Below are 23,635 nucleotides of genomic sequence, written 5' to 3' on the forward strand. Positions count from 1 at the left end.
CTTATCGGGCGCCAACAACTCTTTGCCCCAGGACGGCTCTGAGTATGGTCGACTGAAACCGAGGGGCTATCGGACGCCTCAGGACGCCAGTTGCCCCCTGGCTGAGCTTTTGCTTCGGTAATGGCTCGGTGGTGCCCCGATGATCTTGCGGAAGGCGCGACTGAACGAGGCCTCCGAATCGTAGCCGAGGCGGCCAGCGACAAGGGCCACCCGCTGCCCTTCCTGCAGCCATTGATGCGCCTGGTGCATCCGCATGCGCGCGACGTAGCGGGCCGGCGTCTCGCCCACGGTGTCGACAAAACGCTGGGCGAAACCCGATCGCGACGCCCCCATGAGCTTTGCCAGTTCGGGCACTGTCCAATCCCTTGCAGGTTCGAGATGGATGGCTGCAAGGACACGTCCGAGTTCCGGGTTGCGAACGGCCGCGAGCCAGCCAGTCGCCGTGCCGCAGCCATGCTCTACCCAGGTCCGAATGAGCGTAGCGGTGAGCACGTCGGCGAGCCGCGCCAGAATGCCGCCCGAACCGACGCGCTGCATCTCGGCTTCCCGCATCATGGCATCGAGCAGCGCTGGGATCGAAGGCTCGCTCGATGCAAGGTCGCTCGTGCGCATGACGGCCGGCATCAGTTGCAGCAGCGGATGCAGCCGATCGACATTGAACCGCATCACCGCGAAGAACAGGAGGTTCTTGCTGTCCGATGACGGGCATTGCACGTCGACGATGCCATCACAAAGCTGTCGTCTCGGCAGGTCTCCTATCGAAATGGCCGGAATGCCCGGCTTGCTGGCAAGGACATGCGCGTCCCCTTTCGGCAACAGGACCGCGTCACCCTGCGCGAGTTCTATCCATTCGCCATTCGGTGTCTGAAGATGGGCCGAGCCTGCCGCGAGAAAATGGAAGCGTGCGGGCTCCTGCGCCGGGTAAGCCGTCGCCCAGGGCGCACAGGGTTGGCAACGCCCGTATTCAACGCCGTCGAGCCTCAGCCCGCGCAGAATCTCGGTCAATGCATCGCTCATAAGGCGCTCCGCAAGTTTGGACAAACGGCATAGTCTTTTGGATTTTCTAGCATAGAAACTCCGAACAGTCATGCCTACTTTCGCCATCAACAATCGCGGAGATAAAAATCATGGATGGCGTCGTGACGAAATCAGGGCCCCCGACGGACGAGCAGAACAGAGCCCGATGGGGCGCCGTCGTTTCCCTTTCGCTTGGGGTCTTCGGCCTGGTGACGGCAGAATTTCTGCCGGCAAGCCTGCTGACCCCGATGTCGGCGGATCTCGGGGTCAGCGTCGGCGCTGCCGGGCAATCGGTGACGACGACCGCGGTTGTGGCGGCGGTCGCCGGCCCGGCGATCGTCGTCTACACGGGACGGCTCGACCGCCGCACGGTTCTTCTGGCTTTGACAGGCCTACTCGTCGTCTCGAGCCTGATGGCAGGCTTTGCGCCGAACCTTCCTTTCCTGCTTGCGGCCCGCGTCTTGCTCGGCGTTGCGCTGGGCGGCTTCTGGGCCATGTCGCTGGCGCTGGCCATGCGGCTGGTTCCCGGCAGGTTGATGCCTCGCGCCATGGCAATCGTGATGTCAGGCGTATCGATCGCGACGGTCTGCGCCGCACCCGTCGGCGCCTGGATAGGAGCCACGCTCGGCTGGCGTTATGCCTTCCTGCTTGCAGCCGCAGTCGGGGTGATAACCTTTGTCGTCCAGGCACTGACTGTTCCATCCCTGCCGCCGATCGGGACCACCGGCCTTGGCACGATCGCAAGGGTGCTTAGACGCCCGGCGATCCGGCTTGGGCTTGCCACGATCCTGCTGGTGGTCACCGGCCACTTTGCCGGCTTCACCTACATCCGCCCCTATCTCGAACAGGTGCCCCGTTTCGACGTCGAAATGATCACCGCGATCCTGCTCGCGTTCGGTATCGGCGGCTTCTTCGGCAATATCGCCGGCGGTTTCCTGGCAGAGCGCAATACGCGCCTGTCCATGACGCTGGCGGCCATTGGCATCGCCGCCACCGCACTCCTGCTCGCCGTAGCCGGCATGCTGCCGGCCATTGCCGCCGCTGCCACAGCAGCCTGGGGCTTCGCCTTTGGTGCACTCCCGGTCAGCGTCCAGTCCTTCATCAGCCGGGCCGCCGGCGACGAGGCGGAAGGCGCGGGTGCCGCGACCTTGACAACATTCCAGATCGCCATCTCGACCGGGGCAATCCTCGGCGGCCTGATCGTCGAGCTCCAGGGACCCGCGGGCGTCTTCCTGTTCGCGTCACTGGCCGCGCTGCTGGGCGCCTCGCTCGTCGCGGTGTCCCGCAAGGTGGCCCTCCAGCCGAGCTGAGATGACAGTCCTACCAGTTGGCGGCCGAGATCCTGTGTTTCCAAGTTAACAGTCAGCGCCGTCACCATTCATCGCCGAATGGCGGCGTTTCCCGCAAAGATGGCTGACCGTCAACGCCTCATTTGCCTGTCAGAGGCAAGGCCAAGAGCCGGTCGGTGGTGACGATGTCACCAAAGGTGTCGTCGATGGAGGCCAGAGCGGCGCGGTGCAGAGCGATATGCGAGACGGTGTTGCCATCCGCCATGTCGAGATCCCGCGTGGCACAGGCGTCGCCTGCCACGATCACGTTGTACCCGAGCGGGACGGCGTCGCGAGCGGCACCGGCAACGCAGGCGTGGGTCATCAGCCCGGCGATGATCAGCGTATCGACGCCGGCCTCTTTCAGGCACTGGTCGATGTCGGTGGTCGGAAACACACTCACGGACGATTTGCGCACCACCGAATGATGGGCGGACGGCTGGATCGCGTCGTGAAACCGGGAGGTCTCGCTATCCTCGGCAAAGACCGGGCTGCCTGCCGGCGTCACGTGTTGCACATGATAGACTTTCATGCCGTCCTGATCGGCACGGTCGATGAGGCGCTTGGCGTTGGCGAGCGCCTTTTCACCATCCGGGATCGGCAGCTTGCCGCTGAAATACTCGTTCTGAAAGTCGATCACCAGCAAGGCGGTTCTGGCCGGATTGAGCCCGTGCGGCGCTGTGGCTCCAGCGATGGCGCGGATGGTGGGGTGCTGCATGATGGGAAGTCCTTTCGCGTCGTTGTCGATGGCGAGAAATTCCCGCAGGCGGCGGTTCCGCGAAAGTGGCCGGAATGACAATATATGATAGGTTCTGGCCAAATTATCAGATTGGGGTCACACGCCGATGCACACCATTGCCATCATCGCCTTTGAAGGCATCAGCGCCTTTCACCTCTCGGTTCCCTGCATCGTGTTCGGCGACGAACTCTTGAAGCTCGGAGCACCCCGCTACCGCCTGCTGATCTGCGGCGAGAACACGGGGTCGGTCCCCACCGGCTCAGGCTTTCGCATCGAGGTGACGCATGATCTCAGTCACTTGGCCGAGGCCGACACCGTCATCGTGCCGGCGTGGCGCGATCCAGATGAGCGGCCTTCAGAAGTCTTGCTGAAGAGCCTCAAGACTGCGCACGAACGCGGGGCGCGATTGGTCGGCCTATGCCTTGGCACCTTCGTGCTGGCGGAAGCCGGGGTGCTTGACGGGCGCCCAGCCTCCACCCATTGGGCCTGGGCCGAGGAGTTCGAGCGACATTATCCGCAGGTCGCGCTGGATCAGGATGCGCTCTACGTCGATGATGGCGACATTCTCACATCGGCCGGGACAGCAGCCGCGATGGATTGCTGCCTGCATATCGTGCGCCGCGACCATGGAGCGGAAATTGCCAACCGCATCGCCCGACGGCTGGTGGTGGCGCCCCATCGCCATGGCGGCCAGACCCAATACATCGAGAAACCGATGCCGGCTGCCGGCAGCGAGGTGCAGCTCGGCGCGACGATCAACTGGGCCATCGAGCATCTGGGCGAGCCGCTGTCACTCGAAAAGCTGGCGGCGCGGGCCGGAATGAGCCTGCGCAGCTTTACCCGGCATTTCAGAAAAGCGACCGGCACGACGTTCACCCAATGGCTGCTCAACCAACGGCTGGCGACCGCGCAACGCCTGCTCGAAACCGGCTCCTGCCCGATCGAACGGGTCGCAGAGATGGCGGGCTTCGGCTCCACCGTCTCGCTGCGCCAGCACTTTACCCGGGCCTTCTCGATCTCGCCGGCAAGCTACCGCCGGCAGTTCAGGAAGGCACCTGCCACCCTGACGGTTCCGTGAGGTGTCCCAAAGCGCTGTTTCCGCTGTCCAAGGTCGGCCCGTGGCGGTTCACGAGCTTCTTGGTCAGCGTTCAAGCACAGGATTTTTTGACGGGCCTTGCCAGGCGAGACATCTGGAGCCGAATGCCAAACGGCATTAAGAACGTGTTGAACCAACCCGCCAGCGCTTTTGGGAGACTTTCTGCGACGAAAGTTTCGAAGCCAGCTTCTGGGCGTTCCTTCCATAGGTGCTCTTCAATATCCAGTATCCCAATACCAGTGACAGCGCGCAGCTGCCACCGAGGATCAGAATCCAGACGCCCGTCCCGAAGTCCAGCCACATCGATACCAGCTGCTGGCGCAACACATAGTACTGGAGTTGAGACCACGGAAGCGCGACCACGAATGCCATGGCATAATGGTAGGCGAACAGCGCCAGAAGGCCGACGACGCTCACCGATAAGCTGAGCGCTGTGCCCACGCGGGCAAGCCTCAGCTTCTCACCTTCTGTCGGCGCGCGGCCAGTGGTCTTCACAAAGTGTCCCGCCGAGTATCCGCCGGCCGCAAAGAGCTGGCCAATCCAGAGTCCCGTCCCGGCGCCGCTTGGAATTGGAGCGACGAGGTTTTCATACAAGACTACTCCGGCGGTGCAGGCAAGGCACAAGCCGAGTGCAACGAAAGCGTAGTGTCGATAAAACGGCGTAAGCGGGATTGGATCGACCATGTGTAATGCTTGCCCCAGCGGTTGCATTCATTCATGACACACGCGCGACGCCAGTTGCACGAGGAGGCTATCCCACGATTTTCAAAGAGGTTCTAGCGCTGCCGCAGCAGTATGTTAGGCTTGAGAAGCTGCCCTCATGAGCAAATCAGAAACACAGCGTTCGCCCTCCAACATCTGTTGCTCGGGGCCATCCCATGCCATCTAGGGCAATAGCAATGACACATTCCCAGGCGGCGATATCGTGAAGAAAATCGGATTCCTTTCCTTCGGCCATTGGACCCCCTCCTCCCAGTCGCAAACCCGCTCGGCAGGCGACGCGCTTCTGCAGTCCATCGATCTTGCGGTCGCGGCCGAGGAGCTCGGCGCTGACGGCGCCTATTTCCGCGTCCACCACTTTGCCCGGCAGCTGGCTTCCCCCTTCCCGCTTCTGGCGGCCGTCGGTGCCAAGACGAAGCGCATCGAGATCGGCACGGCGGTCATCGACATGCGCTACGAGAACCCGCTTTACATGGCCGAAGACGCCGGCGCCGCCGACCTGATCTCGGGTTCCCGTCTTCAACTCGGTCTCAGTCGCGGGTCGCCCGAACAGGTGATCGATGGCTGGCGATATTTCGGCTACCAGCCGCAGGATGGCGCATCGGATGCGGATATGGGCCGCAGCCACGCCGAAGTGTTTCTCGAAGCGCTGAAAGGCAACGGTTTCGGCCAGCCCAACCCGCGGCCAATGTTTCCGAACCCACCTGGCCTGTTGCGCCTCGAGCCCCATTCCGAAGGATTGCGCGACCGCATCTGGTGGGGCTCAAGTTCGAACGCCACCGCCGTCTGGGCGGCAAAGCTCGGCATGAACCTGCAGAGTTCGACGCTGAAGGACGACGAGACCGGTGAGCCGTTTCACATCCAGCAGGCCGCACAGATCCGCGCCTACAGGCAGGCGTGGAAGGAAGCGGGCCACGCGCGCACGCCGCGGGTTTCCGTCAGCCGCAGCATCTTTGCGATCGTCGATGATCGCGACCGCGCCTATTTCGGCCAAAGCGGCAAGGAGCAGGATACGATCGGCTTCATCGACGAGAATACAAGGGCGATCTTCGGACGGTCCTACGCGGCCGAGCCTGACGTGCTCATCAGGCAACTCGCCGGGGACGAAGCCGTGGCCGAAGCCGATACGCTGCTCTTGACGGTCCCGAACCAGCTTGGCGTCGACTACAATGCCCACGTCATCGAGGCCATTTTGAAACATATCGCTCCCGCGCTGGGTTGGCGGTAAACGGCAAGACCAACTCATTCGAACGGCAGCTGGATTTCGCCCGCACGGACGATCGTGCGGGCCGAGATTTCGACGCCCGGCGACCGCTACGCGCAGGAAAATTATTCCACCTATGGTGGGCCACGTGCCAAAGCATTGCTTATCCCAGGCAGCAGGCTTGACTAGATTGCGCCAGTTGCGGAAGCTCTCTCCGAACGCTCCCCGCCCGCCATCAATCGAGTGTGAATCGTGTCCCAAGCTACTACCAAATCCCAGCCGAAGCCGTTTTTCCTGTCTTTCGGCTTTCAAGTTCTGGCAGCCATGGTCATCGGACTGCTGCTCGGCCTCATCGCCCGAAATATGGGCGCCGACGCGGCCGGCAACCCCAACTGGCTGACCGTGACGCTCCAGACCATCGGCTCCATCTTCGTGCAGCTTTTGCGCGCCCTGGTCCCGCCGCTCGTCTTTACGGCGATCGTTGCCTCGATCGCCAATCTGGCGACGCTCCAGAATGCGGCAAAGCTTGTCTGGCAGACGCTCCTCTGGTTCGCGATCACGTCGCTCATTGCGGTTATCATCGGCATTGCGCTCGGCCTCATCATCCAGCCCGGCATCGGCTCAGCCGTGTCGCAGGAGGCTGCCAAGGCGCCATCCTATGCCGGCTCCTGGCTTGATTTCCTCAAGGGCCTGGTGCCCGCCAACATGCTGGGCCTTGAGGCAAGCACCAAGCTGACGGACGGAAGCGCCAGCACGTCGCTGAATTTCAACGTGCTGCAGATCCTCGTCGTTTCCATCGCCTTCGGTGCAGCCGCACTGAAGGCGGGCGAAGCGGCCAAGCCCTTCCTCGCCTTCAACCAGTCGCTTCTCGCCATCGTCCGCAAGATCCTGTGGTGGGTCATTCGCCTGACGCCGATCGGCACCATCGGCCTGCTCGGCCGCGCCGTGGCGCAATATGGCTGGGGAACGCTGGCACAGCTCGGCTGGTATGCCGCGGCAGTCTATATCGGCCTCGCCATCGTGCTCTTTGTCGTCTATCCCGCGCTGCTGATCGCGCATGGCCTGAAGCCCTCACGCTTCTTCGCCGGTGCCTGGCCGGCGATCCAGCTTGCTTTCGTGTCGCGCTCTTCGGTCGGAACACTGCCTGTCACCGAAACCGTGACCGAAAAGAGCCTCGGCGTGCCGCGCGAATTTGCGGCCTTTGCAGTGCCGCTCGGCGCAACGACCAAGATGGATGGTTGCGCTGCGATCTACCCGGCCATCTCGGCGATTTTCATCGCCCAGTTCTTCGGCGTGCCGCTCGGATTGCAGGAGTATGTGCTGATCATCTTCGTCTCCGTGCTCGGCTCGGCAGCGACCGCCGGCCTGACCGGGGCGACAGTCATGCTGACGCTCACCTTGTCGACGCTTGGCCTTCCGCTCGAGGGTGTGGGCCTGCTGCTTGCCATCGACCCGATCCTCGACATGGGCCGCACCGCCGTCAACGTCGCCGGTCAGGCACTGGTGCCGACGATCGTTTCCAAGCGCGAAGGCATTCTCGACGAAACCGTTTACAATGCCGGCAAGTCCATAGAGGACCCGGAACCGGCGGCTGCGCTCCAGGCGGCATGATCGCCTTCACATCCAGAGAAAGCCGGCACCTCGCCGGCTTTTTTGATTCTTTTGCTTGGCCATCCGCCGGATGCCACGGAATGTTGCAGTTCGGGCCCTGCGCATCGCATCGGCCTTCCGCGTTTTTGCACTGCTCGCATCGAAAGCGTCAGTGAAGCAGGACCCCGAAGCCCGGTTGGATCACGACGGTTCCATTCCGAATTCAAGATTGGCGGTTGCCAGCAGTGCTCGCGCTTCAATCTGCGCGTTTCAATGACGACCAGCAATATCGTAGAGTTGTTATCGGCCGGCGATTGGAATACTGGGTGACTGTGATTTCTGTCTTAACAGCACGTTACGCAGCGGAGCTTGGATGCCGGTCACCTTCCAGCGGATAAATGAAGACCACGCGTTGCAGGCGGCTACCATTATCGTGAAGGCATATATTGAGCCGCCTTGGAATGAGGAGTGGACGCTTGACCGGGCGACGGCGCGCATGGGCGAGTTGTCGGCCACCCCGGGCTGGCTGGGCGTCGGGGCACTCGAGGATGGCAGGTTGTATGGGTTTGCCATCGGTCTCCCACACACGTCCGCTTCAGGCCGAGGCCTGTATATACCTGAGATCGCGGTGCTTCCATCTCACCAGGCCAGAGGCATTGGGAAGCAGCTGCTCAAACTGCTCGAGGCTGAAGCCCAGAACGCCGGCTTCTCGAGCGCATGGCTTTTGTCGCAAGGTCAGGGCACCGCTGCAGAATATTACAAGGCAAGCGGCTACGAACAGGCCGCGAGGCTCAGGGTCTATTCAAAATCGCTACAATGACGTTCTGAGGCCCTACCCCTCGTAGTGACCCGATGATGCGGCGGCGGCCGACTTGACGACCAACGCCACGTCCGCACCCTTGATCACGCTCACCCCTGCCGCGCGCAGATCGGCAACCGTCCTAAGTCCGCCTGCCTTCGGCGCTTCAAGTGGTTCGACGCTGCGCGCATCCAGATCGACAATCCAAAGGCCCTGTTCGCCTTCGATGCCTATGACAACAACTTTGGCCATTCGCTTTCCCCTCTTGCTATGGATTTGCTCGGTCTAAAATCCCGCCCTCTTCAAGCCTTCTCGATAGAGGTCCTTGTGCCATTGTTCCTTGCTGGGAACGGCGGCAAGCCATGTATCCAGATCGAAATTGGGGTTGGCTTCGCGCACTCGGCGAACAAAGACGCGCGCCTTGTCCCGCTGGCCCAACATGGCCCAGTTCGCAGCCGAAAGCCGGTCAGCCAGGCTCGGATCGGCCATCCGCCCGATGCAATCGAGCGAGGTCTCGAATTCGCTGAGTGCGTAGTTCGCTCCCGCGGCGGTCCAAAGATAGGAATCCGGGCTCAAAGGATTGAGCTCGATCGCGCGTTCGATCTTTTGCAACGCCTTGCCGGGAAGTGAACAATGGACGAGAGTATCGGCATGGTCGGCGATGATATCCGCATGGTGGGGACCAAGCGTCTCGGCCAATTCCATCGCTTCAGCGCTTTCATCGAAGGCCCCCTGCAGCAGCTTGGCCACGCCGAACTCGCGATAGCCATCAGCCAGATTCCGACGGGCATCGATGGCACGCATCGCGAACACCTCGGCCGACTTCAGCAGTTCGATATCGCCACGTGCCGTCAGCAGCCATTCCTTGGAGTAGGTCCTGGCGATCGAACTCAGCGCCGGCGCGAAATCGGCGCTCGCATGCAGCGCGGTCTTCATCTCCTTGCGCGCACGCCGCAGATCCGGAAGCGTCAGCCGGTTCAAGTGTCGCCTTCCCACGAGATAACTATGATACGCAGCCGGGTTCAGTTCGCGATAGATGCGCGCCGCCTCATGCCGTTCGATCTCGCTTGAAACCGAAAGCGCGATGTTTCGCGCGATCAGGTGTCGGGTACCGACGAGGTCCGGATGGTTCAGGCTGAACCGTTCCGCCCACACAACCTCGTTGTCAGGAAAGAAGACGAGCTGAACGAACAACGTCCCGTCGCTATCCCGGTCGCTGATGCGGCTGTCGAGGATGTAACTGAGAGAATGGCGTTCGAAGAAATCGTTCCGGCCCTCGAACTGGTGGCCTATCTGGACGGCGGAATGATGCGCAATCACCTGAAGGCTGTTGAAGGCACAAAATCCGATCGTGATATCCTCGATCAAGGCGTACGCGAGAAACCGATTGTCCGGACGCCCGGTGTGGTCGCTCGGGGGCAACAGCACCAGACGAGGAACCGTCTGATGGCGGATCTTTTCAGATCCAGCCTGGAAGCCGGATTCCGACATGCTCGCGGGACGAGCGTGCACCCCGGCGCCCGGCGCCGTTTCCCTCATACCTCTGTTCGCCCTAGCGTTCACGAGATCGGCGCCGCGTGCAAGCGCACGGCTTCGCCTCTCGATAATCTTGCTGAGATGATCGACTTGATCCTCGGCGTGAAAGACTTCGACGAGCAATTGCAGCGTATCCGAATCCGCGTGTTCGACCCCGAGCAACAGGATCCCCGCGTCCTTGAGAACTTCGGCATCCGCCTCCGACCGCGCCGAGCGCGATGCCTTTCTCAACAAAGCCTTGAGTAGGGCGTTCTGGCGGTCCTTCTGCTCGGCAACCCAACCATAAAACTCACCGCTCTGACAGCCGACTTGCCCAAGGAAAGAGCGATGCATCAGCGTCGCAAGCTTGCTGAGCTGGGGCAATGGCTCGGCCATGTCCCAATCGGTGGTCCAAACCATATCCGACGACAATGATAGCCGATCAATCAGGATCATACTGTTGGTAAAGGACAGCAGCTCTACTCCGAGTTCCTTCTGGCGGAGCTTGATCCTCGAGATCATCTTGCGCATGTTCACGAGAGAAACGGAATTGTCTTCGTTGCCCCACAAAAATGCGGCCATAGCCGTTCGGTGTTCGGCTGCATCTTTGGTCGTCAGCAAATAAGCGAGAAGTAACAAACCTTTCTCGGGATAGGCGACCTGTTGTCCTTCTGGATCAACAAGCTTCAGGCCACCAAAGGTTTGCAAGACGAAAGCCATTTGTACCTTTAGCCGGTTGCGCCAATATTGATCAGCATCCCCCGCGCCGCAAAAACTCAACGGCAGTGTCTAAGCCTTTCGGGCGATAGTCGGGAAGCACTTTGGACAAACGATTGCTCGAAAGAGTTTGTATCAATGCCTTCCAGAATTCAACCAGGAATTTACATCGACAATCGAAACCTATGATAGTTTACCGACAGGTATTCTCCGTGCAGCTGCAGTTTATTTTACCTTCAATTCCAGGCTTTATTCCAAACTACCCCGAAAAGACTGAAAAACGCTTCGAATGACACAGGAGCCGTGTGCACCGGGATCGGCACTTCGCTCCATCCTTCAGATCTGCCGCGGAACCACCGCAGACCTTACGATCAGTTTGAACTCGCGCGAAGATCAGGTGGGCATCACCGAAGGAGAAGGCAGGGGCCGTGACCTTATACCAACCTGCGCCGGCATGACGCTCGCACCTGCGAAACGCCATCGTGATTGGACTTCGTAGCCTCGCGGAGTCACGTTTTCACGACAGGAAATGGGCTGGCGCGAGGCATCTATCGTCTGAATGGAGGCGACAATGAAGCACCAAACGCGCGAGCAACTGTTGGCCGTTGCGCAGGTTGAACAGGACCTGCAGCCAGCAAGCATGTCTCGCAAGCAACGTCTTGAACGCTGGGCGGAACTTCTTGAGCAGATACCGCAGCAGCTTCTCTCAACAATCTTCGAAACCGAGTACAGGCCCGTCGAGGTCCGCGCTATGTTGCGCAGCGACAATTCGCCGATCTCCGTCGCGTTCGCAGATACGACGCTACGCTCGGCCGGATTGCAGAGTGACACTTATGGCGAAGCAAAGCGGTTCTTCGAACTGAGCGACGCTCAGTTGCACGAGGTCATCTGCTATTGCCACTTCGGAACCACCGTCAGCGCGGCAACAGCGGCCCGCACCATCCGATCTACGCTGACTGAGTGATCATCGAGAACAGCGCTCTTCAGGGGACGACAAGGACCAAGTAAGTGCGGTGATGGCTTTTTGCGATTTCATCGAGGGCACCCAATACCACATGAGGTTCGGTCACAGCAGACAGCACGCTGCGGATCGCAAGGCACGAACCGACGGCGCCGTCCTGCCCTCAATCCAATTTCAATCCGGATCAGATGCGGCCGGCTCATTCGCTGGCAACGGTTCGGAGTCCTGATCTCCCATCACGACATCTCTTGCCAGCACCGCAACCTCTTGCTTCCCCCAAGCTTCGGCTCGATCCATCAGCGAACGCATCTCGGCGTTGAGGGCATGGGAGCGCAGGATGTGATCGGCGTGGCTGGTATTAGTGCGCGGATCGTAAAAGCTGCCGATGTCCTCGCCGGTGACGCGCCTGGCCTGCTCCAGCAACGCGCGCAGCGCGGTGAGTTCAGCCTTTGCCACAAAATATCGTCTCATCACGTCGATGAGTTCGCGATCGCGCGCTTTCGTCTTCATGAATGCCTCCGTCACAATGCAATTTGAGTGATCCCACAAGATGTCAAAATCTGGATCTTCAGCCGGGAACAGGCGCGTTGCCTGTGGATGATTTTCCGCGGCCTCGGCTTGGAAGCGCAGGCCGAAGCGTCATCGTGATTGGACTTCGCACCCAACAAGAGTCACGCTTTCCCACAGGGAGAAATGGGCTGGCGCAGAGCATCTATCGTCCAAATGGAGGCAACAATGAAGCACCATACACGCGAGCAATTGCAGGTCTTTGCACAGATCGAACCGGACTATCGGCCGCTGAGCATGTCGCGCAGGGAACGTCTCGAGCGCTGGGCGGAGCTTCTCGAGCAGAGCCCGACCCGACATCTGGCGACGCTCTATGAAACCGAGCACCAGACGACCACCGTGCGCGATACCCTGCGCAACGACGGCTCGCCAATCTCCGTGGCGTTCGACGACCCCATACTGCGTGCCGCCGGCATGGAAGACGACACCTACGGCGAGGCGCTCCGGTTCTTCGAACTACGCGACTGGCAGCTACACGGCGTGATCTGCTATTGCCACTTCGGTGCAACGGTGAACGCCGAGACGGCAGCTCGGCTCGTCCGGTCAATTCTGACTGGCGAACGCAGCGGCCTGTTTGCGCGGCTGCGCGCGCTGTTTGTCGGCTGACGCGAGCCGCATTTCGTCATGGTGTGAGCGGTGGCGTCGGCGGGATCACGGTTCGCTGAGGTACAGATGATGCCCGGATGAAAAGCGCACGGCCCTGCCGCCGGTTGCGTCAATTCAGCGTCATTCGATCTCAGCGTCGCCGGGTACGGAGGCCAGCAGGGATCGGATCACGTGAAGCCCGCGCTCCAGTTCCTTGAGCGGCGGAGCGGAGATCGCGACCCGCACCGCGTTTGGCGCACGCCCTGGGATGGCACCAAACACGCCAGCAGGCGTGATGGCGACGCCTTGCAGAGCGGCGGCCGATACGAACGCCTCGGCATTCCATGCCTCGGGGAGTTCGAGCCAGACATAAAACGCGTTGCTACCTGCCGGCGGCGGCGCGCGGTCGAGGATGCGCGCCGTCAGCAACTGCCGATCGCCCGCATCCTTCCGCTTCAGGCTGGCAACACGGCCGGCTGTGCCATCCGAGATCAACGATAACACCAGGCGCATGGATAACGACGACGCCATCCAGCCACCCGCGCGCATCACAGCGGCAATGCGATCCTTGGCCGACGGCGGTGCGACGACGAAGCCGACGCCGATGCCCGGCCCAAGTCGCTTTTGCATGCTGTTGACGTAGATGACCTGCGCCGGCGCATAGGCCGCAAGCGGTGCTACGTCGGAAAGGAAGGCAAAGGCCGCGTCCTCGATACAGAAGATCCCAGTCTCTTCAAGCACCTCGGCGAGGGCAGTCCGCCGCGCGTGGGACATCGAGAAGCCGAGCGGGTTATGGATCGTCGGCTGGATGTAGATCGCATCGAGCGGCTTGGCGCGATGCGCCCTGGCAAGGGCCGCGACATCGACACCGTCATCGTCGACCTCAAGCGCCACGAGCTGCAATCCGAGCCGGGCCGCCATACGGATGATCGAAGGATAGGTCAGCGGCTCGACGCCGATGCGATCGCCAGGCTTGCAAAGGGCCGCCATCACGCACGCGATCGCTTGACGCCCGCCACCGGCAAAGAGGATGCCATCGGGCCTGGGGGTCCAGTGATCGTGCCCGAGGTAGTGCGAGACGATCGCGCCTGCTCCCTTTGGCCCGAAGGGACCGAGAGCGTCCATGGCGCCAAGGAGCACAGCCGGGTTGGCCAGGCTCTCGAACGCTGGCGCCATCAGGGCCGCCTGCTCCAGGGAACCCGACGTCGCCAGTTGCAAATCAATCGGCGCGTCGGCGATCTCGCTGATCCGCGTGGACTGCAGCCGGTCCGGTGTCCTGACGAAGGTTCCCCGCCCGACTTCGCCGACAACCAGTCCGCGGCGGACAAGTTCGGCATAGACGCGGCTCGCGGTCGAGACCGCTATTCCTCTTTGATAGGCAAAGGCTCGCTGCGGCTGAAGTCGCGCACCGGCCGGCAGTTTTCCTGAGGCGATCTCGGCGGCAACGGCGTCGGCGACGGCGCGGTAATCCAGCATCTCAAATGCTCCGAGGGCAATAAATCAATTGCACTCTTATGCCATCGGTGCATTTGTAAATCAAATTGCAGCACCGGATCATCTCATGACCTTTCCCGCCTCCTCCGCACTTTCCTTGCCGACGTTGCAGGACGTCGAAGCCGCCGCCCGGCTGATCGACAGCTACTGCATCGAGACGCCGCTCTTGGAATCGTCCTATCTCAACCGCAAATATGGAGGCCGGTTGCTGCTCAAGGCTGAAAACCTGCAGGTTACCGGTTCGTTCAAGTTGCGTGGGGCGGTCAACAGGGTCGGGTCGCTGACCGAGGACGAACGGCGCCGTGGCGTCGTCGCCCGCTCTTCCGGCAATCACGGCCTTGCGATTGCCTATTGCGCCGGACTGATGGGCACGTCAGCCGTGGTTGTCGTACCCGAGACCGCACCGGCGGCAAAGGTCGAGCGGATCGCAGCCTATGGGGCACGCGTCGTAATGGTTCCGATGAAGGACCTCGCCGACGTTGCCGCCGAAATCACCCAACGCGAGGATCGGGTGCTTATTCCGCCGGCCGACGATTTCTGGGTGGTTGCCGGCGCCGGCACCGTCGCGCTTGAAATGGCGAAGCAAGCCGCAAAACTGAACGCCCAGATCGACGTCCTGCTCACCTGCTGCTCCGGCGGTGGACTGACCGCCGGTTGCCTGCTGGGCCTGAGCAAGATGTCTCCGGCCACCAAGGTCTATGGCGTCGAGGCCGTCGGTTTCGAGAAGATGGCAAAGTCGCTCGCCGTCGGCAAACGCATCAACCTGGCACCAGGAGGCCATTCGATCTGCGATGCCATCAGCGGGCTCTATATGGCGGAGATCCCCTTCGAGATCATCAAGCCTGATTTGGCCGGCACGTTCGCTGTCACGGATGACGAGGCAAGGGAGGCCATGCGTGTCGCCTTCAGCGAATTCGGCCTCGCTCTGGAGCCGGGAAGCGCCGTGGCGTTGGCGGCTGTGCTCGCCCGCAAGATACCGCTCGAAGGCAGGACATTTGCCGTCACGCTATCCGGCCGGAACGTCGATTTGGACCTTGCCGGTGCCATACTGGCGGGTGATGCGCCAACAGTCGGCAGGGCATGAGCATGTTCAGCCACGTCACGGTCGGCTGCAGCGACCTCGGTCGCGCCACCCTCTTCTACGATGCCGTTCTAGAACCTCTCGGCCTCGTCCAGCGGCCAGTTACGCCGGATGGCGGGCCGGCATCGTCCTGCTGGATCGCACCGGGTCAGGCATTGCCACGCTTCTACGTCTATGAACCGTTCGACAGGAACCCCGCCAGCGTCGGAAACGGCAGCATGGTCGCGTTTCTCGCACCAGCTTCTGCGGCGGTCGACCGAGCCTACGCTGCGGGCCTCGCTGCCGGCGGCACGGACGAGGGCGCCCCCGGTCCACGCCCGCATTATGGAGACGGCTACTACGGCGCATATCTGCGCGATCCCGATGGCAACAAAGTCCATGTCGTCTTTCGAGGCGACCTTCAGCCCGCGTAGCATCGGCATCGCTGCGACCAGGCATTCCTTCCCTTATCCGCATCCGTTCACCACCAACGCAAATGCGCGGCAATTCACGTCGCAGTGTGCACGGCCAGAAAATCGTACACGCCGCGCATATCTGCAATCAACGTGACGGCTCGGTAAGGTTCCCAAACAGCAAAGGAAAAATGTAATGAAGCGTTTTGCAGTCTGCGCTCTTATTGTGTGCTCGTCATTCGTCGCCCCTCTCACAGCATCGGCCGAGGAAAGCTCGGCTGCCGCTCTCAAGGACGTTTATGAAGCGTCGCGCAACATGCAGGGCGTGATAAAGTTCTGCGTCAAAAGCGGGTACCTCGGCACCGAAAGCGAAGGCCATATCTCCGCGCTCGTCAAGATGACGGACACGCCGGACGTCGATAAGAGCGGCGGTAACGCAGCCGAAGCCAAGGGCTTGGCCGGCAGGCTGGTCCTGGACGGCAACGAGGTCGAACTGGCTTCCAGCCCGCTTGGCGCCGAAGAGTTGTGCAAGCACTCGGGCGAAGCCTTGAAGCAACAGGCCGCCCAGCTTCCGCAGTAACATCAGGGCGCGTTCAGCGACGTCTGCGTGTCTGAGCGAACGCGCAACCTGCAATGCGCCGAGGCGATCGCATCGGTACGACTGCCTCGGCGATAGACCGCTCAAGACGCGGGATGGTTGCCACAAGCACTGCGGCCTTATCGGGCAACCCCCGCAACGACCGCAGCGACTGTCGCTGGGGAAAGCTCCACCTCTGCCAACACCTCGGCCGTATGCTCCCCAAGCGCCGGCGCCGGGCGGCGGAAACGCCCCGGTGTTTCGGACATGCGCGGCACGATATTGTGCATGGGCAGCGTCCCGTGCTCCGCATCGTCCAGCGACACGATTACCTCACGCTCGGCGAAATGCGCGTCCTCGGTGGCATCGGCAATGTTGTAGATCGGCCCGACCGTCGCGCCGCTGTCGCGCATGATGGCAAGGGCTTCGTCATGAGAACGGACGGCAAACCAGGCGCCGATCGCCTCATCGACCAGATCGCGATGCTTGAGGCGCTCGCTGTTGGAGCGGAAGCGTGGATCTTCGTTCATATCGGCGCGGCCGATGATCTCGAATATCCGCCGGGCGACGGCCGGCGTCGAACCGGAGAGCGCGACGTATTTGCCATCGGCGCATCGGTAGACGTTGCGCGGGCAGGCGGTGTTCGAGGCGCTGCCGATGCGCTCCTTGACCGTACCGTTGAGCGCATAGATACCGGCCTCGGGGCCAAGCACGGAAAAGATCGGCTCCAGCAGCGACAGGTCGATGACCTGCCCGCGCGCCCTGCCCTGTTGGCGTGCAAAGAGCGCCGTCATCGTCGCCGACATGCCGTAGACACCGGCGATCATGTCGGCAAGCGCCAGGGGCGGCAAGACCGGTTCGCGGTCAGGAAAACCGGTGCGGTAGGCATAGCCGCTCATGCCTTCGACGATGGTGCCGAAGCCGGGAAATGCCGCGTAGGGCCCGGTTTGCCCGAAGCCGGAAATGCGCACGACGACGAGATCGGGATTGCGCGCCAACAGCGCGTCCGGGCCGAAGCCCATTTGCTCCAGGGTTCCCGGGCGAAAATTCTCGATAAGGACGTCGGCACCCGCCACCAGCGCCCAGAGCGCCTCGCGGTCGGCCGTTTCGCGCAGGTTGAGGACCACCGAGCGTTTGTTGCGGCCATAGGTCTTCCAGAAGAGCGACAAGCCTTCGTCTTTCCACTCGCGCAGGGGGTCGCCGGCCGGCGGCTCGATCTTGATCACGTCGGCGCCGAAATCGGCAAGCTGCAGCGACAACATATCGCCGGCGACCAGACGCGATAGATCGAGAACCCTAATCCCTTCAAGAGGGCCCTCGGCGTTCGGATCCCAGTGTTTCCTGGCAAATTCGTTCATTGGATGCGCCCGCCGGTCTTGTCGTCGAATAAGAGGATATTGGCGGTGTCGAAGCCGATCGTCACGCTTGCGCCCGGCTGCAGAAGTGCCCCCTCGCCGAGAACCATAGTGATATCGGTGGTTTCGAGCCGCAGCATCACTTCCTGAGCGTCCCCGGTCGGCTCGACCAGCACAACCTCGGCAGCGATGCCGCTGTCGGCAAGATGGAGATGCTGCGGACGGATCCCATAGACCCCCTTGCGGCCCGGGGCGAGCCCATGACCGGGCGGCAACGGCAGACGGGCGCCATCGGCAAGCCGCAGCATCTGGCCGTCGACCTCGCCACGCAAAAGGTTGATCTCGGGCGAGCCGATGAAGCTGGCGACGAACAGGTTCATCGGATTTCTGTAAAGCTCCAGCGGCGGCCCCATCTGCTCGATCTTGCCGCCGTTCAGAACCACGATCTTGTCGGCCATGGTCATGGCTTCCGTCTGGTCATGGGTGACGTAGATGGTCGTCTTGCCCAGGCGCTGGTGCAGCTTCTTGATCTCGCCGCGCATCTTCACCCGGAGTTTGGCGTCGAGGTTGGAAAGCGGTTCGTCGAAAAGGAAGGCACGCGGATCGCGCACGATGGCCCTGCCCATGGCCACGCGCTGACGCTGGCCGCCGGACAGTTCGCGCGGGAGCCGTTGGAGCAGGTGCTCGAGCCCGAGGATATCGGCGGCCTCGTTGACGCGGCGATTGATCTCGCTCTTCGAAACGCCCGCAAGCTTCAGCGCGAAGCTCATATTGTCGGCGACCTTCATGTGCGGATAGAGCGCATAGCTCTGGAACACCATGGCAAGGTCGCGCTCCTTGGCCGGCATGTGGTTGACGATACGGCCGCCGATGGTGATTTCGCCGGCGCTGATGTCCTCCAGCCCGGCGATCATCCGCAGCAAGGTCGACTTCCCGCAGCCGGACGGGCCGACCAGGACCACGAATTCGCCGCTGCCCATGTCCAGCGAAATATCATCGAGCACCGACAGGCTGCCGTAGCTCTTGCCCACATTCCTAAGTTCAATCTCGGACATGGTCTGCTCCTCCCACTTGATGAGCCCACACGGTTCTCGCCCCGTCCACCGGCCCGCTTGACGGACCGGCAGGCGGGATCAAAGCCGCTCAGGCGGTCTCGACAATCTCGATCTTTCCGACACTCATGCGGCCGAGCGCACCGAGGCGAAGGCCGGCCATGCCATAGGCAAACTGGTTGTCGCTCGCCTCGATCAGCGGCTTGCCGTCGATCGCGAAGGACAGGGTGTTGCCGTTGACGGAAAACGCGAAACCGTAGCTGTTTCCGAGCTCGCGCTTGAACGGCGCACGCGCAAGAACGGTGGTGCCGAAATCCTCCTTCAGGATGACCACATCGTCGCCATCAAAACCTGCGGCATAGAACCGACTGGTGCCCTGCACGCGCGCCGTGACCAGTTGCGACGGCCCGGCGAGTGGCTGGACATTTGCCAGGACCTTGACGTTGCGGGCGTAATAATGGCCAGTCCACATATCGGCATCATTGGCCGTATGGGCGTGAATGCGGCCATCCTGCAGGGTCCAGTGGCCACGGTTCCAGGTGAAGCGCGAGATCGCCCCCCATTCCTGCACTTCGCCCCTGGGATCGATGACCGCCTTGCCCGGGCCTTCGACCTTGAAATCAGCGAGGAACAGGCGGCCGAGGAATTTCAGGCGACCGAAATATTCAACCTGAATGCCGATCTCGTCGATCGCTTCCGCACCTTCCGGCACGGTAAATGCATAGTCCTGCCAGCCTTCATGGTTGGGCACGTGCCAGGCACCGGTCTCCTCGATCGCGCCTGATATCGCCCGACGGATATAGGGTGCGACGCGCAGGTTTCCGTCACCATTCCACGGGTCGAGCCACAGCTTGAACGACACCTTCTGGCCGGCATCGACCAGCGGCGAGAACATCGGGCGATAACGCTCGTCGTCGAAATCTGACCGGCGATAGAACGGCTTCCAGAAGATGCGTCCGCCCTGGCCGCGCTCGAGCCGGTCGAGCTGGATTTCGAGCGAACCGCGCGAGCCTTCGACCTGCCTCTCGCTCGATCCCTTAAGGCTGATCTGGTTGAACCCCTCGGTGCGGAAACCATGGGTCGAGCCGGGCAGGTCGAAATCAAAGCGGACGCCACGGCGGGCGGAGGCCTCCCGCCAAAGGGCCGGCCCTTCGTCGCCGCGCCACTGCAACGCAAGCACCGTCCGGTCCCGCGCCAAGGACGGGAGGTCGGCTATGTTGATCGAGCCAACGACGCCGGAGGCAACAATGAAGTCGTTGATGGGTTTCCGGTATTTGTCCCAGTTCGGCTGGAGCCCCTGGAACGTGCCGACAATGGCGCCCGCATTGCCGGCGTTGCAGTCGGTGTCCCAGCCGGCCATGGTGGCGATCTCGGCAGTGCGCGGCAGATCGCCTTCGCCATAGAGGATCGACATCACGGTGACGCCGGCATTGGGGATGATGTGGCAGACGCCGGGATAGCGGTCATAGCCCCACTCGGCCGTCAGCATGTCGCGGCAGGCACGCCAGTTGCCCGGGTTGGTCTTGTGGAAGTCGATCACCGCCTGCGCCACGCGGGCATAGGTCGATTTCGCATCGATGGTGGCCATTGCAGCCGCAATCACTTCGGCGATTGAGGTCGCCTCGAAGGCTTTGGCAATGGCGGCAGCGCAGAAGCGCGCGCCGTTCAGGCCGTCGCCATCGTGAGCAACGCTTGCCGCGCGGGCAGAGGCGTCGGCCGCCTTCTGCGGCTCGCCCGGATGCACCCAGCCCCAACTGTCGATGAAGATCTGCCCGCCGATCTGTTCGGCCACCGTTGCGCCGTTCTGGGCGATCGAGCCGGATTGCGGCGCGGGAATGCCGGCGCGCAGGTTGCGGTAGGCGGTGTGTTCGGTCGAGACGCCAAAGCCGCCCCACCAGTACATGCCATGCTCCTCGGCGGCATAATTCATCCAGGTCTTGCCGACGTCGGCGGCGCTGGCCTTGAGGCCATAGTCACGCAGCGCGCGGATGAAATAGACCGGGCCGTTGGTGTCGTCGTCTGCGGCGAAATTCTTGAAATCACGCAGGTACTGAGTGACTTCGCCATAGGTCTTGTGGACGCGCTCATAGCTCCAGACCGTCGGTTCGACCGGTGCGCCAAGGCGGACGCCAACGGCCTTGCCGATGAAACCGGCATAGATCTTCTCGTAAATCATCTCTCTGCTGAGCTTGGGCATCATGCGTCTTTCGTTATCAATCAAAATGTGAGGGCGGCTCGGAAGCTGGCCCGCCTGTCGGCGGACGCCTGGTCTGCGGCGAGCATGGCTGTTGCCGTTTCGGTGAACCGATCGGCGGAGGCGGTGAGGTCGAGCCTGTTGACCTTGTCGAGAAGCGCGCAGTCGGCAGCGTCGATGACGCCTTCGCCGTGCATCGCGCCGAGGATCGCACCGGCCATGACGCCGATGGAATCCGTATCGCGCCCGGAATTGATGCCGTCCTCGATCGACCGGCGGAAATCGCCGTCGTTGAACAGACAAAATCCGAGCGCCAAAGGCAATTCTTCGATCGAGCCGAGGCGGTTTGGCTGATAGGCGCCAGTCAGCCGTCCGGCCTTGGCGGGCGTATGGTTGACGTCGTCGCCCATGGGAGAATAGGGCGCGATGGCCGCATGGAACGCGGCGACAACCGTTGCATGGTCGGCGCCCTGCGCCTTGAGCCTGCGGGCCACTTCGGCGATGTCGGCGATGGCGTTGTGCGTCCCGTCCTTAGCCAGCACCAGAACGGCTTCAATCACGCCTTCGATATCGATGGCCGGTACGAAGGCCGCGGCAACCGCGGCGGCGAACACGCCCGCTGCCTCAAGCCCGAAGCTTTCCTGATGGCCGGAGGCGAACGCGATCGCCTCGTCGTAAGCGGCCTTCGGATCGCAGGCGTTGACGACGCCGATCGGCGCCACATACATCGCGGCACCACAGTTGACCATGTTGCCGATACCGCCTTGGCGCGGATCGCAAGATGCCAGCTGGTGACGCTGGAATATCCATTTCTCGGGATAGAACAGCCGCTCGATCAGCATCGCTTCGCGCTGCAGCTCCGGCACGTAGCGCGGCACCCAGGCGATCTGTTTGACCATGCCGTCGGCCATGTCCCAGGCATCGAGATGCCTGCCGACCTCGCCATAGATATCCATCAGGCAAAGCGTCATCAGCGTGTCGTCTGTGACGATGCCGTTGCCGCGCACCCGGCCGTTGCGGGCCGTGGCGTCCAGCGACATCTTGTGCCACTCAGTGTCGAGCGACGTGACCCGCCCATATCTGGCCGCGATCTCCGCGGCCGGCAGTTTTTCGACCGGCGCCCCCATGGCATCGCCGAGAGCGACGCCATGGATGAGCGCGCGGACTCTCCCCTTCAGGGAGAGCCCTTGAACGCTACTTTTCTGCATCTATAACCGTCCTTGCATAGTCATTGAGACGCTTGCCGCCGGCCGCTTCCCACTCCGCGACATATTGGTCCCACTGGTCCATCTTGGCGGCGCCGGAAATGAACTTGTAGACCCAGGACCGGTAGACGTTTTCGGTCGCGTCGAGATCGGCCGCGTAGTCAGCCGGCCATACGAAGGTGTTGTCCGGCTTGAAGTCTTTCTGGATCGTCGCCAGCGACTGCTGGGCTGCTTCGGACTGCCACACGACGGGCGGGGTCCAGTTGGCCGCTACCATAAAGCGGGCGTACCAAGTCGCGATCTTGTCGGTGACCTTATAGCTGTCGCCATCCTTGGTGTATTCCTGGCCCTCGAAGCCGAGGCGGTCGAACATCTGGCCATCGGGGCTCGCCATGAAATCGAGCAACTTCATCACCTCTGCCTTGTGCTCGGAGACGGTCGAGATCGCCAGGCCGCGCGATTCCTTGGACACGTCGACGGCTGCGAGACCCTGTCCACCCGGTCCCTTCGGCGGCGGCAGAAGCACGAGTTCGGCGCCGGGATGAACCTGGCGCATCTTGCCGCCATAGATGTCGATGACCTCGCCGGAGGATCCGAAGATCACGCCGGCCCTGCCGGTGTAGAACTTGTCTTCCTTCACGTCGAACTTGGTGGTGATGTACTCAGGATCGTAGAGGCCCTGCTCGCGCAGCGATGCGTAGAAGGCGATCTTGTCCTTCTCCTGGGCTGTAGTGCGCGAATGGACCCACTCACCCGCCGGGTTCTTCATCCAGGTGCCGGTGATGCCGAATGCCTGGTTGAAGATCGAATCGAGCTCGTTGGTATTGTCGGCCGTGGTCACGCCGTAGCTGTCGGCGACGCCGTTGCCGTCGAGATCGCCATCCTTGATAGCCTTGAACAGCGTCACATAGTCTTCGACGGTTTCCGGCGCCTTGAGGCCGGTTTTCTCCAGCCAGTCCTTGCGGATCACCGGCTGGGGTCCGCGCACGGGATAAACGTAGAGCAGGTAGGGGTAGTTCTTCAACCGCTCGACATTGTGCGGCCACAGCGCGTCTTTCAGATACTTCGTCTCGGCCAGCATCGGGCCGAGGTCTTCAAGCACGCCCTGCTCGACCATCTTGGCGTCGCCGCCCTGGAAATAGATCAGGTCCGGGATATCGCCCGACAGTAGCATCACCGACAGCTTGTCGGCATAGCCGGAAGACGGCAGGTCGACGAGTTCGATGTCGAGATCGGTGCCCTGCGCCCTGAGCGCGTCCTCAATGCGCTGCAGGTGCTTGACGTCGTCAGGATTGGATGGGGTGAAGTCCTTGGACACCACCCGGATCTTGATCGGTTCGGCCATTGTCGGGGCGACCGCGCCGAGGCTGAGCGCCAGGGCTGTCGATGCCAGCAGGACCATTTTTCTAAGCATTTCGTCTCCTCCGTTTAGATAGGCTTCCTTGTT

General features: G+C 62.0%; 22 protein-coding genes. 10 read left to right on the forward strand and 12 right to left on the reverse strand.

Annotated elements, in window-relative coordinates; all coding sequences use genetic code 11:
• Positions 1-78 precede the first annotated feature (78 nt).
• Positions 79-1,017, reverse strand: a complete 939-nt coding sequence (locus AC244_RS05450; protein ID WP_053247804.1) for an AraC family transcriptional regulator — start codon at positions 1,015-1,017, stop codon at positions 79-81.
• A gap of 110 nt (positions 1,018-1,127) precedes the next feature.
• Between AC244_RS05450 and AC244_RS05455 the strand changes: the two genes are divergently transcribed.
• Entirely contained in the window at positions 1,128-2,327 is a 1,200-nt protein-coding gene (locus AC244_RS05455) for an MFS transporter (protein WP_053247805.1), read from the forward strand.
• Positions 2,328-2,445: 118 nt separating this feature from the next.
• Here AC244_RS05455 and AC244_RS05460 read toward each other — a convergent pair whose 3' ends face one another.
• A complete protein-coding gene (locus AC244_RS05460; RefSeq protein ID WP_053248368.1) occupies positions 2,446-3,063 on the reverse strand; it encodes a cysteine hydrolase family protein in 618 nt (205 codons plus the stop codon).
• A gap of 127 nt (positions 3,064-3,190) precedes the next feature.
• Here AC244_RS05460 and AC244_RS05465 point away from each other — a divergent pair, with 127 nt between their 5' ends.
• Positions 3,191-4,162 (forward strand): GlxA family transcriptional regulator, encoded by a 972-nt coding sequence (locus AC244_RS05465; protein ID WP_053247806.1) that lies wholly within the window; start codon positions 3,191-3,193, stop codon positions 4,160-4,162.
• A gap of 135 nt (positions 4,163-4,297) precedes the next feature.
• On the opposite strand, the gene AC244_RS05470 is transcribed toward AC244_RS05465, so the two are convergent.
• Positions 4,298-4,891: an ABZJ_00895 family protein gene (locus tag AC244_RS05470; protein ID WP_321166220.1), complete on the reverse strand. Its 594-nt coding sequence runs from the start codon at positions 4,889-4,891 to the stop codon at positions 4,298-4,300.
• 214 nt (positions 4,892-5,105) lie between these two features.
• Between AC244_RS05470 and AC244_RS05475 the strand changes: the two genes are divergently transcribed.
• The 3 genes from AC244_RS05475 (at position 5,106) to AC244_RS05485 (ending at position 8,514) form a co-directional block, all read left to right on the forward strand.
• Positions 5,106-6,128, forward strand: a complete 1,023-nt coding sequence (locus AC244_RS05475) for an LLM class flavin-dependent oxidoreductase (RefSeq protein WP_053247808.1) — start codon at positions 5,106-5,108, stop codon at positions 6,126-6,128.
• Positions 6,129-6,356: 228 nt separating this feature from the next.
• Positions 6,357-7,715, forward strand: coding sequence for a dicarboxylate/amino acid:cation symporter (locus tag AC244_RS05480; RefSeq protein ID WP_053247809.1), 1,359 nt, complete (start codon positions 6,357-6,359; stop codon positions 7,713-7,715).
• 352 nt (positions 7,716-8,067) lie between these two features.
• Positions 8,068-8,514: a GNAT family N-acetyltransferase gene (locus tag AC244_RS05485; protein ID WP_053247810.1), complete on the forward strand. Its 447-nt coding sequence runs from the start codon at positions 8,068-8,070 to the stop codon at positions 8,512-8,514.
• A gap of 12 nt (positions 8,515-8,526) precedes the next feature.
• On the opposite strand, the gene AC244_RS05490 is transcribed toward AC244_RS05485, so the two are convergent.
• The gene (locus AC244_RS05490; protein ID WP_053247811.1) at positions 8,527-8,745 is read right to left on the reverse strand and encodes a hypothetical protein; all 219 of its coding nucleotides are present in this window, start codon (positions 8,743-8,745) and stop codon (positions 8,527-8,529) included.
• Between the two features lie 33 nt (positions 8,746-8,778).
• Positions 8,779-10,728 carry a hypothetical protein gene (locus AC244_RS05495; RefSeq protein ID WP_053247812.1) on the reverse strand — a complete coding sequence of 650 codons (1,950 nt, stop codon included), beginning with the start codon at positions 10,726-10,728 and terminating at the stop codon, positions 8,779-8,781.
• 568 nt (positions 10,729-11,296) lie between these two features.
• On the opposite strand from AC244_RS05495, the gene AC244_RS05500 reads away from it, so the two are divergent.
• Entirely contained in the window at positions 11,297-11,689 is a 393-nt protein-coding gene (locus tag AC244_RS05500; protein WP_053248369.1) for a hypothetical protein, read from the forward strand.
• A 171-nt stretch (positions 11,690-11,860) separates the two neighbouring features.
• On the opposite strand, the gene AC244_RS05505 is transcribed toward AC244_RS05500, so the two are convergent.
• Positions 11,861-12,196, reverse strand: coding sequence for a hypothetical protein (locus AC244_RS05505; protein WP_063934075.1), 336 nt, complete (start codon positions 12,194-12,196; stop codon positions 11,861-11,863).
• 225 nt (positions 12,197-12,421) lie between these two features.
• On the opposite strand from AC244_RS05505, the gene AC244_RS05510 reads away from it, so the two are divergent.
• Positions 12,422-12,859, forward strand: a complete 438-nt coding sequence (locus AC244_RS05510; protein ID WP_053248370.1) for a hypothetical protein — start codon at positions 12,422-12,424, stop codon at positions 12,857-12,859.
• Between the two features lie 120 nt (positions 12,860-12,979).
• Here AC244_RS05510 and AC244_RS05515 read toward each other — a convergent pair whose 3' ends face one another.
• The gene (locus tag AC244_RS05515; protein ID WP_053247813.1) at positions 12,980-14,314 is read right to left on the reverse strand and encodes a PLP-dependent aminotransferase family protein; all 1,335 of its coding nucleotides are present in this window, start codon (positions 14,312-14,314) and stop codon (positions 12,980-12,982) included.
• A gap of 85 nt (positions 14,315-14,399) precedes the next feature.
• Here AC244_RS05515 and AC244_RS05520 point away from each other — a divergent pair, with 85 nt between their 5' ends.
• From AC244_RS05520 to AC244_RS05530, 3 genes are all read left to right on the forward strand, one after another.
• Complete coding sequence (locus tag AC244_RS05520) at positions 14,400-15,416, forward strand: threonine/serine dehydratase (protein WP_053247814.1); 1,017 nt, start codon at positions 14,400-14,402, stop codon at positions 15,414-15,416.
• 2 nt (positions 15,417-15,418) lie between these two features.
• The gene (locus tag AC244_RS05525) at positions 15,419-15,826 is read left to right on the forward strand and encodes a VOC family protein (RefSeq protein ID WP_053247815.1); all 408 of its coding nucleotides are present in this window, start codon (positions 15,419-15,421) and stop codon (positions 15,824-15,826) included.
• Between the two features lie 175 nt (positions 15,827-16,001).
• A complete protein-coding gene (locus tag AC244_RS05530; RefSeq protein WP_053247816.1) occupies positions 16,002-16,385 on the forward strand; it encodes a hypothetical protein in 384 nt (127 codons plus the stop codon).
• Between the two features lie 137 nt (positions 16,386-16,522).
• Here the strand turns inward: AC244_RS05530 and AC244_RS05535 are convergent, their stop codons facing one another.
• The 5 genes from AC244_RS05535 to AC244_RS05555 form a co-directional block, all read right to left on the reverse strand.
• Positions 16,523-17,740 carry a CaiB/BaiF CoA transferase family protein gene (locus AC244_RS05535; RefSeq protein ID WP_053247817.1) on the reverse strand — a complete coding sequence of 406 codons (1,218 nt, stop codon included), beginning with the start codon at positions 17,738-17,740 and terminating at the stop codon, positions 16,523-16,525.
• Positions 17,737-18,792 carry an ABC transporter ATP-binding protein gene (locus AC244_RS05540; RefSeq protein WP_053247818.1) on the reverse strand — a complete coding sequence of 352 codons (1,056 nt, stop codon included), beginning with the start codon at positions 18,790-18,792 and terminating at the stop codon, positions 17,737-17,739. The genes AC244_RS05535 and AC244_RS05540 overlap by 4 nt, the downstream gene beginning before the upstream one ends.
• Before the next feature lie 88 nt (positions 18,793-18,880).
• A complete protein-coding gene (locus tag AC244_RS05545) occupies positions 18,881-20,989 on the reverse strand; it encodes an ADP-ribosylglycohydrolase family protein (protein ID WP_234716853.1) in 2,109 nt (702 codons plus the stop codon).
• Between the two features lie 17 nt (positions 20,990-21,006).
• Positions 21,007-22,191 (reverse strand): ADP-ribosylglycohydrolase family protein, encoded by a 1,185-nt coding sequence (locus AC244_RS05550; RefSeq protein WP_053247819.1) that lies wholly within the window; start codon positions 22,189-22,191, stop codon positions 21,007-21,009.
• Positions 22,178-23,602: an extracellular solute-binding protein gene (locus AC244_RS05555; protein ID WP_234716854.1), complete on the reverse strand. Its 1,425-nt coding sequence runs from the start codon at positions 23,600-23,602 to the stop codon at positions 22,178-22,180. The genes AC244_RS05550 and AC244_RS05555 overlap by 14 nt, the downstream gene beginning before the upstream one ends.
• Positions 23,603-23,635 lie beyond the last annotated feature (33 nt).

This window comes from Ensifer adhaerens (genome assembly GCF_001270265.1).
GTDB classification, from domain to species: domain Bacteria; phylum Pseudomonadota; class Alphaproteobacteria; order Rhizobiales; family Rhizobiaceae; genus Ensifer; species Ensifer adhaerens_B.

What these genes read in the sequence shown, in the direction of transcription:
- AC244_RS05450 (WP_053247804.1), bottom strand. Translation starts at nt 1,017, where the DNA reads ATGAGCGATGCATTGACCGAGATTCTGCGCGGGCTGAGGCTCGACGGC.
- AC244_RS05455 (WP_053247805.1), top strand. Translation starts at nt 1,128, where the DNA reads ATGGATGGCGTCGTGACGAAATCAGGGCCCCCGACGGACGAGCAGAAC.
- AC244_RS05460 (WP_053248368.1), bottom strand. Translation starts at nt 3,063, where the DNA reads ATGCAGCACCCCACCATCCGCGCCATCGCTGGAGCCACAGCGCCGCAC.
- AC244_RS05465 (WP_053247806.1), top strand. Translation starts at nt 3,191, where the DNA reads ATGCACACCATTGCCATCATCGCCTTTGAAGGCATCAGCGCCTTTCAC.
- AC244_RS05470 (WP_321166220.1), bottom strand. Translation starts at nt 4,891, where the DNA reads ATGCAACCGCTGGGGCAAGCATTACACATGGTCGATCCAATCCCGCTT.
- AC244_RS05485 (WP_053247810.1), top strand. Translation starts at nt 8,068, where the DNA reads ATGCCGGTCACCTTCCAGCGGATAAATGAAGACCACGCGTTGCAGGCG.
- AC244_RS05490 (WP_053247811.1), bottom strand. Translation starts at nt 8,745, where the DNA reads ATGGCCAAAGTTGTTGTCATAGGCATCGAAGGCGAACAGGGCCTTTGG.
- AC244_RS05495 (WP_053247812.1), bottom strand. Translation starts at nt 10,728, where the DNA reads ATGGCTTTCGTCTTGCAAACCTTTGGTGGCCTGAAGCTTGTTGATCCA.
- AC244_RS05500 (WP_053248369.1), top strand. Translation starts at nt 11,297, where the DNA reads ATGAAGCACCAAACGCGCGAGCAACTGTTGGCCGTTGCGCAGGTTGAA.
- AC244_RS05505 (WP_063934075.1), bottom strand. Translation starts at nt 12,196, where the DNA reads ATGAAGACGAAAGCGCGCGATCGCGAACTCATCGACGTGATGAGACGA.
- AC244_RS05510 (WP_053248370.1), top strand. Translation starts at nt 12,422, where the DNA reads ATGAAGCACCATACACGCGAGCAATTGCAGGTCTTTGCACAGATCGAA.
- AC244_RS05515 (WP_053247813.1), bottom strand. Translation starts at nt 14,314, where the DNA reads ATGCTGGATTACCGCGCCGTCGCCGACGCCGTTGCCGCCGAGATCGCC.
- AC244_RS05520 (WP_053247814.1), top strand. Translation starts at nt 14,400, where the DNA reads ATGACCTTTCCCGCCTCCTCCGCACTTTCCTTGCCGACGTTGCAGGAC.
- AC244_RS05525 (WP_053247815.1), top strand. Translation starts at nt 15,419, where the DNA reads ATGTTCAGCCACGTCACGGTCGGCTGCAGCGACCTCGGTCGCGCCACC.
- AC244_RS05530 (WP_053247816.1), top strand. Translation starts at nt 16,002, where the DNA reads ATGAAGCGTTTTGCAGTCTGCGCTCTTATTGTGTGCTCGTCATTCGTC.
- AC244_RS05535 (WP_053247817.1), bottom strand. Translation starts at nt 17,740, where the DNA reads ATGAACGAATTTGCCAGGAAACACTGGGATCCGAACGCCGAGGGCCCT.
- AC244_RS05540 (WP_053247818.1), bottom strand. Translation starts at nt 18,792, where the DNA reads ATGTCCGAGATTGAACTTAGGAATGTGGGCAAGAGCTACGGCAGCCTG.
- AC244_RS05545 (WP_234716853.1), bottom strand. Translation starts at nt 20,989, where the DNA reads ATGATGCCCAAGCTCAGCAGAGAGATGATTTACGAGAAGATCTATGCC.
- AC244_RS05550 (WP_053247819.1), bottom strand. Translation starts at nt 22,191, where the DNA reads ATGCAGAAAAGTAGCGTTCAAGGGCTCTCCCTGAAGGGGAGAGTCCGC.
- AC244_RS05555 (WP_234716854.1), bottom strand. Translation starts at nt 23,602, where the DNA reads ATGCTTAGAAAAATGGTCCTGCTGGCATCGACAGCCCTGGCGCTCAGC.